Source organism: Bacillus taeanensis, assembly GCF_003318295.1.
In the GTDB taxonomy this organism is placed as follows: Bacteria; Bacillota; Bacilli; order Bacillales; family UBA6769; genus Maribacillus; species Maribacillus taeanensis.
This window is the reverse complement of the sequence record NZ_QOCW01000025.1, coordinates 60,109-74,307: the sequence shown is the minus strand read 5'-3', so window position 1 is coordinate 74,307 and position 14,199 is coordinate 60,109. Positions and strand designations below refer to the sequence as shown.

Below are 14,199 nucleotides of genomic sequence, written 5' to 3'. Positions count from 1 at the left end.
TGTCTGCGTTAATTCGCGCTTTTGAAGTAATGACCGACCCGGCAAAAGCAGGTCCTGCGACGATTTGTATCTCACAGGATGTTGAAGGGGAAGCGTTTGATTATGATGTGAAATTCTTTGAAAAGCGCGTTCATTACATCGATCGCAAGCTGCCAACTGAGCGTGAGTTAACAGGAGCAGCTGATTTAATTAAAGAAAGCAAAAAGCCGTTAATCGTTGTTGGCGGCGGTGTGAAATATTCGGAAGCACGTGAAGCGTTAATGGCATTCTCAGAAAAATATCATATTCCATTAGCGGAAACACAAGCTGGTAAATCAGCAGTTGAATCTTCCTTTAAAAACAATTTAGGCGGCCTTGGCATCACAGGAACGCTCGCAGCAAATAAAGCCGCACGTGAAGCAGATCTTATTATCGGTGTCGGCACAAGATTTACAGACTTTGCAACTTCTTCGAAAACAGTGTTTAACTTTGAAACAACGAAATTTTTAAACATTAATGTAAGCCGTATGCAGGCGTATAAGCTTGATGCGTATCCGGTTGTGGCCGATGCCCGTACAGCGTTTGAAGCATTAATGCCAATGTTAGAAGGCTATGAAAGTGAGTATGGAAATCTTATTGCAGAATTAAAAGAAGAATGGGCAGCTGAGCGCGATCGTTTAAGCGAAATCACATTTAACCGAGAAAATTTCGATCCAGAAATTAAAAATCATTTTTCTCAAGAAGTATTAAATGAGTATGCTGATGTGTTAAAGACGGAATTCGCACAAACAACAGCACTGCTTACCATTAATGAGAACATTGATAAGGACAGCATTATCGCCTGCGCGGCTGGATCACTTCCAGGAGATTTACAGCGGTTATGGCATGCCGAAGTACCGAATACGTATCACCTTGAGTACGGTTACTCATGCATGGGCTATGAAGTATCCGGAACATTAGGGCTGAAATTAGCGGAACCAACAAAAGAAGTGTATTCAATCGTAGGTGACGGAAGCTTCCTAATGCTACACTCTGAATTCATTACAGCGATTCAGTATAACAAAAAAATTAATGTCCTTCTTTTTGATAATTCCGGCTATGGGTGTATTAATAACCTGCAGATGGACTTTGGAAACGGCAGCTATTTCTGTGAATTCAGAACAGATGACAACCAAATTTTAAACATTGATTATGCGAAAGTGGCGGAGGGTTACGGTGCGAAATCGTATCGCGTCACGAATCAGGAAGAATTAAAAGAAGCGTTAGAAGATGCCAAAAATCAAGACAAGTCAACGTTAATTGAAATTAAAGTACTTCCAAAAACAATGACAGACGGTTATGAAGGCAGCTGGTGGAATCTTGGTGTTCCGGAAGTGTCCAGTCAACCGGGTGTTCAAAAAGCGTATGAATTTAAACAAGAGAAATTAAGAAACGCCAAACAGTATTAATAGGAAATTCTTATAAATCTTTATAAATCGAAAGGGGAATGTCATCATGACAGTTGAAACGAACGTACAAACACTTAAAAACTATATTGGAGGAGAATGGGTCGAATCAGAATCTTCTCAAACAATTCCAGTTCCAAACCCTGCGACAGAGGAAATTTTAGCGTATGTTCCTGTATCAACAAAAGGTGATGTAGATCAAGCGGTCCAAACAGCGAAAAAAGCATTTAAAACGTGGAGTAAAACAGCTGTACCAAAAAGAGCACGCATTTTATTTAAATACCAGCAGTTGCTGGTAGAGAACTGGGATGAGCTTGCAAGATTAGTAACCATTGAAAACGGTAAAAGTTTCAAAGAAGCACACGGTGAAGTTTTACGAGGTATTGAATGTGTCGAGTTTGCGGCGGGTGCGCCAAGCTTAATGATGGGGAAACAGCTTCCGGATATTGCAACTGGTATTGAGTCTGGCATGTATCGTTACCCGGTTGGCGTTGTTGGGGGAATTACACCGTTTAACTTCCCGATGATGGTTCCGTGCTGGATGTTCCCACTAGCGCTTGCGTGTGGTAACACGTTCGTACTGAAGCCTTCTGAGCGTACACCACTTTTAGCGAACCGCTTAGCAGAATTATTAAAAGAAGCAGGTCTTCCAGACGGCGTATTTAACATCGTTCACGGTGCCCATGATGTTGTAAACGGCTTATTAGAGCATAAAGATGTTCCGGCAATTTCATTTGTAGGTTCACAGCCAGTTGCCGAATATGTGTACAAAACAGGCGCAGCGAACGGCAAGCGTGTACAGGCATTAGCGGGCGCGAAAAACCACAGCATCGTGATGCCGGACGCAGAATTAGATAACGCAGTAAACCAAATCATTGGGGCAGCCTACGGTTCAGCGGGTGAAAGATGTATGGCGTGTTCAGTTGTTGTCGCAGTTGATGAAGTAGCCGATGAGTTAATCGCAAAACTGCAGGAAGCAGCTGATAACATTGTGATTGGTGATGGCTTAAAAAATGAGAATGCATTTTTAGGTCCGGTTATTCGTAAAGAGCATAAAGAGCGTACAGCGAATTACATTCAATCAGGTGAAGAAGAGGGTGCTGTTTTAATTCGTGACGGACGTAACGATGAAAGCTATACGGACAAAGGCTACTTCATTGGTCCAACAATTTTTGACAATGTGACAACAGATATGAAAATTTGGAAAGACGAAATCTTCGCACCGGTCCTTTCAATTGTACGTGTGAAAGACCTAGAAGAAGCGGTTGAATTATCGAACCAATCCGAGTTTGGTAACGGGGCATGCTTATATACAACAAGCGGCGTTGCAATGCGTTACTTCAGAGAAAATATTCAATCTGGTATGTTAGGTGTCAACGTTGGCGTACCGGCACCAATGGCGTTCTTCCCATTCTCGGGCTGGAAAAATTCATTCTACGGTGATCTTCACGCAAATGGTTCAGACGGTGTGGAATTCTACACAAGAAGAAAAATGTTAACAGCTCGCTGGTAATAGTATAGAAGAATACCCTGGATGCATTCGGAGCTATGGCATTACCGTCAGTCATCCGGGGTTTCTTTTAAAAAATAGGATATGGCATAGGAGAAAGAGAAAAATGATTAAATATATAAGCGACGAGCTTCTCTTAGAAAGTTATTCAAAGGCAATTGGATTAAAGTTGGAGAAAGACTTCATTCTTTTATTAGAGAAAGAGATACAAAGAAGAAAAGTGAACGAAGCTCTCGCGAAAGTGAATACATGTTTAACTGCTTCATAATAAATAAGAGTTTATTTTAATAGAGGAGGCTTATTTTATGTCAGATTTAATCGTACCGCGCAGAGAGCGTGATGAAGAAGGAAAAGTATTATCAGTAACCCCTGAATCAGCAGGCTGGGAATACGTTGGCTTTGAAGTATATGAACTAAAAGTAGGTGAAACGCTCGCAAAAGCGACAGAAGACAATGAAGTGTGTCTTGTGCTGTTAAGCGGAAAAGCATCGGTAAAAACAAAACAAGCAACCATTGAAAATATTGGAAAGCGGATGAGTGTGTTTGAAAAAATTCCGCCATACTCTGTTTATGTTCCGTCTGATGACGAATATCAAGTGGAAGCATTAACCGATTTAGAGTTAGCAGTTTGTTCAGCTCCTGGTAAAGGAACATATGAAGCGCGTTTAATCGCGCCAGAAGATGTTGGCAGAGAAGATCGCGGTTCTGGTTCAATGTCTCGTAAGATTCATAACATTTTACCAGAACAAAAGCCGGCTGACAGCTTGCTCGTCGTTGAAGTATTCACACCGGAAGGCAACTGGTCAAGCTATCCGCCGCATAAACATGATCAAGACAATTTGCCGCAGGAATCGTATTTGGAAGAAACATATTATCATAAAGTAAATCCGGCTGAAAACGGTTTTGTAATTCAGCGTGTTTATACAGATGATCGTTCGCTTGACGAAACATTAGTTGTAAAAGACAGTAATGTTGTGCTTGTACCAAAAGGTTATCATCCAGTTTCTGCGCCTCCAGGCTATGAAGTGTACTACTTAAATGTGATGGCAGGTCCGACTCGCACATGGAAGTTTCATAACGATTCAGAACATGAATGGCTGTTTCAACCAACAAAATAGAAAATGAAATTACAAGAAAGCTGGGGGATTTTTTCATGCCATTAGTGAAGATGAAAGAGATTTTAACGAAAGCAGAGCAGGGAAATTACGGGGTAGGAGCGTTTAGTGTTGCCAATATGGAAATGGTGATGGGGGCGATTAAAGCAGCGGAAGAGCTCCGTTCGCCATTAATTTTACAAATTGCCGAAGTGCGTCTCAACCATTCACCCATTCATATATTTGGCCCGTTCGTATTATAAGGTCAATCAGTTAATTCTGGTTGGCCTATTTCTTATAGGTTATTCTTAAGGTAGCCGGGGTAGGACGATCTGGCCCTTGGGACTTGATCCCGTCCGTTATACTGTCCACCCCCCTACTTATAGAAACATGTTTGAGGCTGGTTGGGGCTTATTGACCCCGTATAACAAGCGAAGCTATGACACTATAAGTAAGACAGGGGCTGCCGGCAAATACAGTAAAAGGAGATGTGATAGAGTATGAATCCAGTCATTGGCCTGGATATTGCGAAAGGAGAAAGCCAAGTTCAAGCCTTTTTGGATAAGAAAAAACCTATTAGTCGAACTTTTAAGTTTAGACATGACATTGAAGGATTGAATAATTTCTATACTTTTTATGAGGAGGTCAAGTACAAAGCAGAAATAGCACCAGTAATAATCTTTGAATCTACTGGACATTATCATGAACCAGTCCTTCAGTTTCTAGAAGAAAGAAAAATCACGTATTACTTAGTCAATCCAGTAGTTTCTTACGAAACAAAAAAGACAAGTCTTCGAAAAGTAAAGACAGACCCTCATGATGCAAAACATTTATGTGAACTTTACTATAAAGAAGACTTAGAGATCTTTCACAGAAAAAGCGTTAGAACAATGAACCTACGAAATTTATCTAGGCAGCATGAATCGTTAACTAAAAATTATGTTCAATTGAAACTACAATTTCAAACAATTTTAGATCAAGTCTTTCCAGCATATAAAAGTGTTTTTGGACATCTATATTCACCTTTGTCCCTAAAGACGTTACTCTTATATCCTACTTCTAAAGATGTACTGCAAGTAAGCACAGAAGATTTAGCAAGTAAAATATATAGTTTGGGAGCGAAACGCTCGTATTCTTGGTGTTTGGCTAAGGCAGAAAAACTTAAGGAAGCAGCAAGACGGAATCCTTTCAAAAATACCTTATATAAGAGCCATTTGGTTAGTTTGAATATGTATATCAAAATGCTTCTTCAACAAAAAGAATATCTATTAATCTTGGAAGAGGAAATCGACCAGCTCGCACAGGAGTTTGAAGAATATACAATAATTCGATCAATACCTGGAATTGGAGCTAAAATTACAGCTACTTTAATTTCTGAGATTGGTAAAATAGATCAATTTAGCAATCCTAAAAAGTTAGTTGCCTATGCAGGTATAGATCCAAGAATATTCCAGTCCGGAAAGTTCAAAGCATCTATAAATCGTATTACCAAGAGAGGTTCTACCAGGCTAAGACAAGCCTTGTATACAGCTGTTCAATGTGGGTTAACGAGGAGTCGTAATGTAAAACTAAGAGAATTTTATGACAAAAAAAGAAGTGAGGGCAAGCCTCACAAAGTAGCAATAATCGCTTGCGCAAACAAGCTTTTACATTGGATTTACGCTATTCTCACACACAAAGAGGCTTTTAAAGCATAATAAGTAAGTTTAAATTTACATTATTTACCATAACTTCAAACTAGCATTTGAAGTTTCTTTGTCGTGCTTAAAATTATTATAACATCTTAAATAACACTTTTTTAACTAAAAAGTATTGACTTATATTAGCTGGTATAATGGTAGCAGCGGCAAAAGAAGCACGTGTGCCTGTAGCGGTTCACTTTGATCACGGAATGACACTAGAAAAAATAAAAGAAACATTAGAAATTGGCTTCAGTTCGGTAATGTATGATGGCTCACACCACCCGCTTGATGAAAATATTGAAAAAACAAAAGAAGTGGTGGAGCTTGCGAAACAATACGGTGCAACCGTAGAAGCAGAAATCGGTCGAGTTGGCGGCAGTGAAGACGGCACAGAAGATATTGAAGTGCTGCTTACGAGTACAGAGGAAGCAAAGCGGTTTGCAGAAGAAACAAATGTTGATGCGTTAGCAATCGCAATCGGTAATGCGCACGGCATGTATAATGGTGATCCGAATCTTCGTTTAGATCGGTTGGAGGAAATTAATGAGAAAGTAAGTATCCCATTAGTATTGCATGGTGGTTCCGGTATTAGTGCAGAAGATTTCCAAAAGTGTATTCAACATGGGATCCGCAAAATTAACGTAGCGACTGCCACATTTAATAATGTTATAAGTACGGTAAACAAAGCGTCTTCAAACGGTCCTTACAGTGATTATTTTACTTTACACCAAGACGTGATAACGGCAGCGTATGAAAATGTAAAGCATCATATGCAAATTTTCGGAAGCTGCAATAAAGCGGAACTAGAGGCAGTGCGTTAATGTTTAAAGAAGGGGGTAACTGAGATGCTCCCTTTTTTTTTTTTTTTTCGGTGTAAAACTTAAGTTGTCGTAGGATTCATTGAACAAGCCTTGATATACGAAGTAATCACCAGCGCAGAGAAATGAATCCTACGACATTTACATGCTTGGTTGGGAGCAGAAGCTCATGAAATTTTTGTTGTTTTTTTGCTCTGTTCTCCGTTAGGTATTGGTGAAACCAGCCATAAAGAGAATAGCTAAGGGATAAATCACTTACCTTATACATGGAAATATCAAAAATAGTGCAAATATTTGGATTTTTATTTTTCTTGGTGATACTCTTAAACTATTAAAAAAAGGAGTGATTAGCGATGGGTAAATCAATTCCAGAAGTTACATTGAATGACGGTCTTAAAGTGCCAGCACTAGGTTTTGGTACATACAGTTTAAATGGAAACAAAGGAGTTCAAGCGATTAATAGCGCAATTGATATCGGTTACCGCCTCATTGATACCGCTTATAATTATGAAAACGAAGGCACAGTAGGGGAAGCGGTGCGACGCAGTTCCGTGCCGCGTGAACAACTACTTATTACTTCTAAGCTCCCAGGCCGCTATCAAACCTATGATAAAGCGGTTCAGACAATTGAAGAATCATTATACCGGGCGAACCTTGATTATTATGATTTATATCTTATTCATTGGCCGAATCCGAAGCAGGATCATTACGTAGAAGCGTGGCAGGCATTAATTGACGCAAAAAAATCAGGACTAATTCGTTCAATCGGTGTTTGTAATTTCTTACCGGAACATCTCGAGCGTTTAGAGCGAGAAACGGGTATAAAACCGAGCATCAACCAAATTGAATTACATCCGTTTTTCAACCAGGAACAGCAAAGAAAGTGGCACGCGGAAAACAACATTGTTACAGAATCATGGAGTCCGCTTGCCCGGGCAAAGGACGTACTAGAAAATGAAACACTAAGAACAATTGCCAATGATCACAGCAAAACAATTTCACAAATTATTTTACGCTGGCATTATCAACTGGGCGCAATTGCAATTCCGAAATCGGCTTCTGCTGAACGCCAGCTTGAAAACATCTCAATCTTTGACTTTTCATTAAGTGAAGCAGAAATGAGCGCAATTGCAGAATTAACTCGCCCGGACGGCAGAATTAATGATCAAGACCCGGCGATTTATGAAGAGTTTTAAACTTTACAAATAAAAAAAGCGGCGCAGCACTTCTATAAAGAAGTGCTGCGCTTTTTTGATTCCAACTTCATTAGTTGGGATGGGTGGTGTATTTTATATTTCTGGATTGATCATAATATCAGGTTCCATTAATCATAAGAAAGTAATGAAATTCATTAAAAGGTAACCTTAATGATAAAGTATTGAACAGTAGATTGCAAAACCGGATATAAAGGGTGAAAAATGTTGGAAGTAAAACGGGAAGTCGAGATAAGTGACTTTCAATGGATAAAACAGCTCTAAATCATTTTGCAGGTTTAGAGCTTGCATATATTTTTTTAGCAAGTTTTGACCAGTGGTCAATTATAAAGGGAGGGTGTTATTAATGAAAAAAGCATTAGTATTAGGTGCAACAGGTGGAATAGGTTATGCATTAGTTCTTGAGTTAGTGGATCGAGGTGTGGAAGTGGTTGCATTTTCAAGAAGAAAAGAAAGGTTAGATGTTCTTTATCAGAATGAATCAAAGGTATCCATATTTTCAGGGGATGCATTAGTGGAAAAGGATGTAATCGAGGCAGCTGATGGTGTAGATGTAATCTTTCATGTAGTGAGCTTTCCTTATCAAGAATGGATAGATAAGCATCCTTTGTGCATAGAGATAATAGTCCGTGCCGCAGAGAAGCAGCAAGCAAAAATTGCACTAGTGGATAATATTTATGCCTATGGAATGCAATCCAAAATAGAAGTAAATGAAGAAGCGAGGAAGGAGCCACATACAAAAAAGGGGAAAATCCGGCTCGCAATGGAAAATAGGTTGAAAAGAAGTAATGCACCTTATTTGATTGTGCATATGCCTGATTTATACGGACCAAATGCGGAAAATACACTCCTTCATAAAATGCTAAAAAACGTGTTTTTAAATAAAACTGCGAATTTTGTTGGTAATATCAAGGTAGCTAGAGAATTTATTTTTACATTGGACGGTGCAAAGGCAATGGTGGAATTAGCTTTACGAGAGGATACGTACAATCAAAATTGGAATATTCCATCTGCACATCCAATAAAGGGAAAATAAATTATTGAGATAGTACGTAAGGAAGTAGGATATAAAAAGTCGATTAGAACTGTGTCAAAAACAATGATTCGATTTATCGGAATATTTCAGCCATTCATGAGAGAAATGGTAGAGATGATGTACTTAACAGAGGATCCCGTAATCTTGAGTGGTAAGAAGTACGAGGCGAAAATAGGATCTATACCACAGACTCCCTATAAAGAAGGGATTAAGAAAACATTAAATTGGATGAAGAATGAGAAGGTACAGGGGTAATTCCACATACCCATCAAGCTAACGATAAAAATGACTAGGTAGGAAATCATTCTTATTTCAAAACAAGCGAGTGATGGAAAAATAGTCATGCCAAAGAAATTTTATGTTTATTTTCTTTAACGTTTTTATTCGGGTTGATAGCGTGTTTACCAGAAAAAGAAAACACCACAGTGAATGTTGATGGCAAAAAAGCCATTAGTTATTGGACATATGAGGTTTCGAATTACGATGTTAAGTTAGTCGATAAAGAAGAAGATGGTAATTTAGTTAAGCTTATCAAATGAAAATATCTTTTATTATTAACAGGCCATTTAATGGTACGAAACGTTTCTAACCTAACTTGGGAGTGGTCACATTACCCAGATAAAAGTTAGACAATTCCTTTTGGAATTGAAGGATTATATCGAAGAGTCAAATGAAGGAGTAACGTCCTAAAGGGCTCTCTCTGCGTCGAATAGCACTTGATTTAGTAAGAATGATAGTGTTATAAGCTCGGCAAAGAAGGCGTAAGAATTTACCGTAATAGGTCAAGCTGACGAAAGCCTACCCGCGGGGGTGGTGTAAATCATGACGCTTGAGTTGAATGAATAGGGTGAGAATGCTTAAAAACCTATAGTAAAAGGTTAAGCTGACGAACTTCTGAAGGTACGGGTCTAGAATGGCAATACATAGAAATGTGTATATCACTTAATGTGAGGTTAGCAGTGGATGAGTAAGATTCGTTAATATGAAAATCCATGATATGTTACAGGCATATGAACGGCTAACAGGCTTACAGGAAGCACCTAAGTTCCTTCTATAATAGATATAATTCAACGTTGTAAGCTGATAACGTGGAGGGCTTACTCTCTATGAACCGTTGATAAGGAAAACAATGGTGAGAATAGCTACTGTATAACTTATCTTAATATCAGTGAAAGTGGTGGCACAGTACCAATGAAATGTCTAATCAACATGGAGGGATAGCCACTAGACTAATGAAGAATTATTCAACCATGTATGGCAGTTCTTTATCGATTAACAAGGTTCTTGTGAGACTAAAAGAGGTTCAACTCCCAAGGGAGTCACCGACTTGTTGAAACGGAAGAAACTGAGACACAATGAGTATTATGACATGCAACATCGTCTTGACAATTTGTACGCTCAAAGTGTTAATGGTCAAAATTTCTATAACTTAATGAAATGGATTCGATCTGATGAAAATATACGTCTTGCTTATCGAAATATTAAAAGAAATACAGGAAGTAAAACGGCTGGTACTGATAAATTAACCATTGAAGACGTCAAATGTTTGTCTGTTGAAGAAGTTATTCTGAAGGTTCAAAATATGCTTCAAAATGCCTGGACTATGCAATTAGATCAGGCATTTTTGTTTCTTGGAATCAGTATTATGTCAACTGTTGACTTGAAATAAAGTTTAAAGGGAGATAATAAAATATTTATTTTGTTATTAACTTGTCTTAAGTTATCTATGTTCAACAATCAGGCGCGATTATGAAATAATAAAAGCCTAATTTATCAGCATTTTAAGGGGGAAATTAGGCTTTAGTTGTATTTGGTTACCCTTAATCTTAACGTTGTAAATCCACATTTATCTTTACTATGAAAATCAGGAGTATTTAAAGTATTCTAAGGAGAAAAATTATATGAAAAGTTACTTTGAATATTTGATATCTTATCTGTGTAAACAACGTATTCAAAGTATACAACGTAGTGATGTCTTGACAATGAGAAGGCATCAAATATCCTTATTCGCATAAATCGGGATTCTATACGTTGTTCTGGGAAGAACAACGGCATTTTCTCCTTATTGAGAACGTCTTAAGGCGTTTTTGTTACCTTCAAGGCAACAAACAGTTATAGAATTCGATGGTGCTACTTGTTATTAAGATGAATACGTTGTTTACATGTCTTCAATGTAAAACCCTTACCAAATCAAGATTTTTTAATCCTAAGTATAGATAATTGACATTTTCTGACGCTACCCCTTCTTAAGGCATGACAAATGATTTGACTTCAAAGAGGAGGTTTTCTTATTGATTGTATTTTGTTTGCTAAACAGGTATTTTATTAGGTTTGAGCAGGATCACTGTTTCCTTGGAGCAGCGCTTTGATTCGGAAAGCAAGGCGCAGACGCAACGTTTCATCTGGTTCTTTTAAACTTCGACCAATGATCTCCTCGCACTTTTCTAAGCGATAAATAACGGTATTGCGGTGGACATATAATCGTTTGGCTGTTTCAGACAGTTGACAATGTGTTTCTAAAAAAACGGACAATGTATGAAGAAGAACTTGATGATCTTTTTTCGATTCATTCGCAAATGCCTGGAACGTGTCTGTGTAAAACTTTTTTAATTGATCATACGGCACCATGCGTAAAATCTCTGGTACTTCCTTTGGCTGATAACTCTTAATAAATTGTTTCTTTCCGGACATATTGCCATAGTATAAAGCGTCTGTTGCTTCTTTATAAGATAAAGGAACATAAATGAGCTGCTCAGCGTAGTGACTAATGCCGAATGAAAGATCCTCTTGAAAATAGGTTGAAATTTTTGTTTGGATGGCTTTTAAAAGGGAAAGGAAAGGTTGTTCAACCTCTTTCCATCCGCCGTTCGGTTGCATAAGTAAGACGTAGGACTGGTCCATTGTGAAAAAATGAATTTTTTCATGAAACCGTTGCAGTTCTGACTCGATCGTATTATAAATTAATTCTTGTTCAGATTGGTATTGCATAAAGGAAACGGTCTTCGTTTCATCGTTTAGCTGGCCAACGGCACACACATACTTTTGTTCATTTTCTAATCCGAACTCTTTTCCTCGGCTGATGATTTCCTCAGTGGTCGAAAACGCCCCGTTCATAAAATTCGTAAAAAATTCATTTTGAATCCGTCTTGTATTTTGCTTTAAAGCATTTTCTTTCATTAATTCAAAGGCAAGGACATTTGTCGCTTGTTCAATGGTTAAAATCATCGAGCGATTCGATAACGGGATAAAACCGAACACACCTAAGTAGCTGGATTGCTGATGAGTGTAAATTGGAAAAAGAGAAATCGTCTCTCGCGTTTCATTTCGTAATGAGAAGGCTGACATCGTTGTTTCCGGTAAATAAAAGGACTGTCCGCTCGCACTTAATGTCTCTAAGCTTTCGAAAAGAGAAGAATGATGGCCATGTTTTGAAACAGGCTGTAAATGATGGTTCAACAGGACAACAGGCAAGTCGATCAAAGACGATAAACTGTCGAGCAGTTTATGGATGCCTTGTCCGCTTATGACATGGTTTGTAAATTGTTGGTGGGTTTGCATGGCTTGATGCAGTTCATTCGTGCGAATATCAAGAATGTAACTTAGCGACTTATGTACGATATCACCGAGTGACGTCTGAACAGGTAGTTCTAAGAGCGGAAAGTTCAGTTCGTTTGCAAGTGAAATGACTGCTCCAGGCACTTCCTGTAAAAATCGTTTTGTTTTAATGCCTAACCCTGAACAGCCTTGTTTTTCCATTTCTTTAATGAGTTCTAATAATGAATTAAAATCATCCTTGAAATGAAAGGCTGTGGTAATAAGTAGTTCATCTTTCTTTAAAAAATGAATAATGTCGGGAGCATCCATCATGTTTACGGTATTGACTTCACGTTCCACCCCTTGTTTTCCTGCGATTAGGGCTGTTCCGTTAAACACAGGAAGGTCCAATAACTCAACTAATTTCATGTTCATCCCTCTTCGTTTTTAGAATAGTGCTTCGTTTTTTCTATTTTACATGATATTTTAGTCAATATATACAATAAATTAATCTAATATTCTACATTTATGTGAATGATTTTAACGAAGATTTATTCTAAAATCAGTTTATATTACTAATCATGTAAAGATAGTTTACACGGATTTATAGAAGACTAGTTGAATAGGGGGGATTAGGTTGGTTACGAGTGAGTTGAAGTCGCCTGCCTTATTCGAACAAATTGAAGAGATGGTAGAGTGGTTAGCTTCGTTTGGGAAAAGCAAAAACAACGGAGTTACCAGAAAGTTGTATTCTTATGAATGGCAGTGTGCGCAACAAGCACTTGAGAAACGAATAAAAAAAGTAGGCTTACAAGCCTATTATGACGATGTTGGAAATTTATTTGGAAGATTACCAGGTACGGAAAGAAATGCGCTTACGATCTTAACAGGATCCCATATTGATACTGTTGTAGATGGCGGAAAGTATGATGGAGCCTATGGGATTATTGCCGGTTTTCTTGCGTTGCGCTATTTATATGAACAGCACGGTTTACCTAAAAAGAACATCGAGGTTGTTTCATTATGTGAAGAAGAGGGCAGCCGCTTTCCAATGACCTATTGGGGATCAGGGAGTATCACCGGTGTCAAATCAATGGACGATGTTCAAGGGTTAGTTGATTTACAAAATGTATCGTTTTTAAATGCGATGCATGAAGCAGGATTTGGTCAAGGAAAACATCGACACCCGTCTCGAACGGACTTGGAGTGTTTTCTTGAACTTCACATTGAACAAGGTGAGATCCTAGAACGGGAAGAAAAAGCCATTGGGCTTGTTAGTCACATTGTTGGACAGAGAAGATATGAAATCACAGTCGTCGGAGAAAGCAACCATGCAGGGACTACGCCAATGGCTTGGCGTAAAGATGCGATGTATGTCGCCTCTGAATTGATTCAATTGCTTATTCAAAGAGCAAAAGAAACAACATCAGGTTTAGTGGCAACCGTTGGTCAGCTGCAGTTAGATCCGAATATCTCAAATGTCATTCCAGGTAAGGTGATATTCACGATTGACATTCGTCATTGTGAGGAAGAGGTTATCGACGAGTTTTCAAAGGCTGTGTTTAAGGAATTTCAACTGATTGCGGATAAACACAAGACAGATGTAAGCATCCGAAATTGGATGAATGAAAAGCCGATTAAGATGTGCGAAAAGTTAATGGGACTTTCCGAAACGATCTTAACAAGAGACAAGGTTCCGTTTAAGAAAATGGTCAGCGGCGCAGGCCATGATGCACAAATGTTTGCTTCGTTTTGTCCAACTTCTTTGCTGTTTGTACCAAGTCATAAAGGTATTAGCCATTCGCCATATGAGTTTACTAGAACGGAAGATTTAGAAAAAGGAATTCAATTATTAATAAAGGTTTTATATGAGCTAGCGTATTAAAG

Annotated in this window: 8 protein-coding genes and 4 pseudogenes; 11 read left to right on the top strand and 1 reads right to left on the bottom strand. The window is 38.4% G+C overall.

Translation table 11 applies throughout. The features are described from left to right. From DS031_RS18755 to DS031_RS18710, 10 genes and pseudogenes are all read left to right on the top strand, one after another. Positions 1-1,427: thiamine pyrophosphate-dependent enzyme (locus DS031_RS18755; protein ID WP_113807587.1), on the top strand; the 1,427-nt coding region annotated here is incomplete at its 5' end. Between the two features lie 46 nt (positions 1,428-1,473). Beyond that, positions 1,474-2,937 (top strand): CoA-acylating methylmalonate-semialdehyde dehydrogenase, encoded by a 1,464-nt coding sequence (locus DS031_RS18750; protein ID WP_113807584.1) that lies wholly within the window; start codon positions 1,474-1,476, stop codon positions 2,935-2,937. A gap of 103 nt (positions 2,938-3,040) precedes the next feature. Continuing rightward, positions 3,041-3,202 (top strand): sporulation histidine kinase inhibitor Sda, encoded by a 162-nt coding sequence (gene sda, locus DS031_RS18745; protein WP_220182100.1) that lies wholly within the window; start codon positions 3,041-3,043, stop codon positions 3,200-3,202. Positions 3,203-3,239: 37 nt separating this feature from the next. After that, positions 3,240-4,052 carry a 5-deoxy-glucuronate isomerase gene (gene iolB / locus DS031_RS18740; protein ID WP_113807583.1) on the top strand — a complete coding sequence of 271 codons (813 nt, stop codon included), beginning with the start codon at positions 3,240-3,242 and terminating at the stop codon, positions 4,050-4,052. Between the two features lie 35 nt (positions 4,053-4,087). Then, a pseudogene (locus DS031_RS18735) lies at positions 4,088-4,288 on the top strand (class II fructose-bisphosphate aldolase); the annotation flags it as partial. A 240-nt stretch (positions 4,289-4,528) separates the two neighbouring features. After that, a complete protein-coding gene (locus DS031_RS18730; RefSeq protein ID WP_113807582.1) occupies positions 4,529-5,725 on the top strand; it encodes an IS110 family RNA-guided transposase in 1,197 nt (398 codons plus the stop codon). A gap of 134 nt (positions 5,726-5,859) precedes the next feature. Continuing rightward, a pseudogene (locus DS031_RS18725) lies at positions 5,860-6,531 on the top strand (class II fructose-bisphosphate aldolase); the annotation flags it as partial. Between the two features lie 350 nt (positions 6,532-6,881). Then, positions 6,882-7,724, top strand: coding sequence for an aldo/keto reductase (locus tag DS031_RS18720; protein WP_113807581.1), 843 nt, complete (start codon positions 6,882-6,884; stop codon positions 7,722-7,724). Between the two features lie 364 nt (positions 7,725-8,088). After that, positions 8,089-9,033: pseudogene (locus tag DS031_RS18715) on the top strand (SDR family NAD(P)-dependent oxidoreductase). A 1,075-nt stretch (positions 9,034-10,108) separates the two neighbouring features. Continuing rightward, positions 10,109-10,369: pseudogene (locus tag DS031_RS18710) on the top strand (group II intron reverse transcriptase/maturase); the annotation flags it as partial. Between the two features lie 734 nt (positions 10,370-11,103). Here DS031_RS18710 and DS031_RS18705 read toward each other — a convergent pair. Beyond that, positions 11,104-12,741 carry a PucR family transcriptional regulator gene (locus tag DS031_RS18705; RefSeq protein ID WP_113807580.1) on the bottom strand — a complete coding sequence of 546 codons (1,638 nt, stop codon included), beginning with the start codon at positions 12,739-12,741 and terminating at the stop codon, positions 11,104-11,106. A 208-nt stretch (positions 12,742-12,949) separates the two neighbouring features. Here DS031_RS18705 and allC point away from each other — a divergent pair, with 208 nt between their 5' ends. Further along, a complete protein-coding gene (gene allC / locus DS031_RS18700; protein ID WP_245947539.1) occupies positions 12,950-14,197 on the top strand; it encodes an allantoate deiminase in 1,248 nt (415 codons plus the stop codon). The last annotated feature ends 2 nt before the right edge of the window (positions 14,198-14,199 follow it).

Bases quoted from the DNA above. Each gene is read 5' to 3' on its own strand.
- sda (WP_220182100.1), top strand. From the start codon at position 3,041: ATGATTAAATATATAAGCGACGAGCTTCTCTTAGAAAGTTATTCAAAG.
- iolB (WP_113807583.1), top strand. From the start codon at position 3,240: ATGTCAGATTTAATCGTACCGCGCAGAGAGCGTGATGAAGAAGGAAAA.
- DS031_RS18750 (WP_113807584.1), top strand. From the start codon at position 1,474: ATGACAGTTGAAACGAACGTACAAACACTTAAAAACTATATTGGAGGA.
- DS031_RS18730 (WP_113807582.1), top strand. From the start codon at position 4,529: ATGAATCCAGTCATTGGCCTGGATATTGCGAAAGGAGAAAGCCAAGTT.
- DS031_RS18705 (WP_113807580.1), bottom strand. From the start codon at position 12,741: ATGAAATTAGTTGAGTTATTGGACCTTCCTGTGTTTAACGGAACAGCC.
- DS031_RS18720 (WP_113807581.1), top strand. From the start codon at position 6,882: ATGGGTAAATCAATTCCAGAAGTTACATTGAATGACGGTCTTAAAGTG.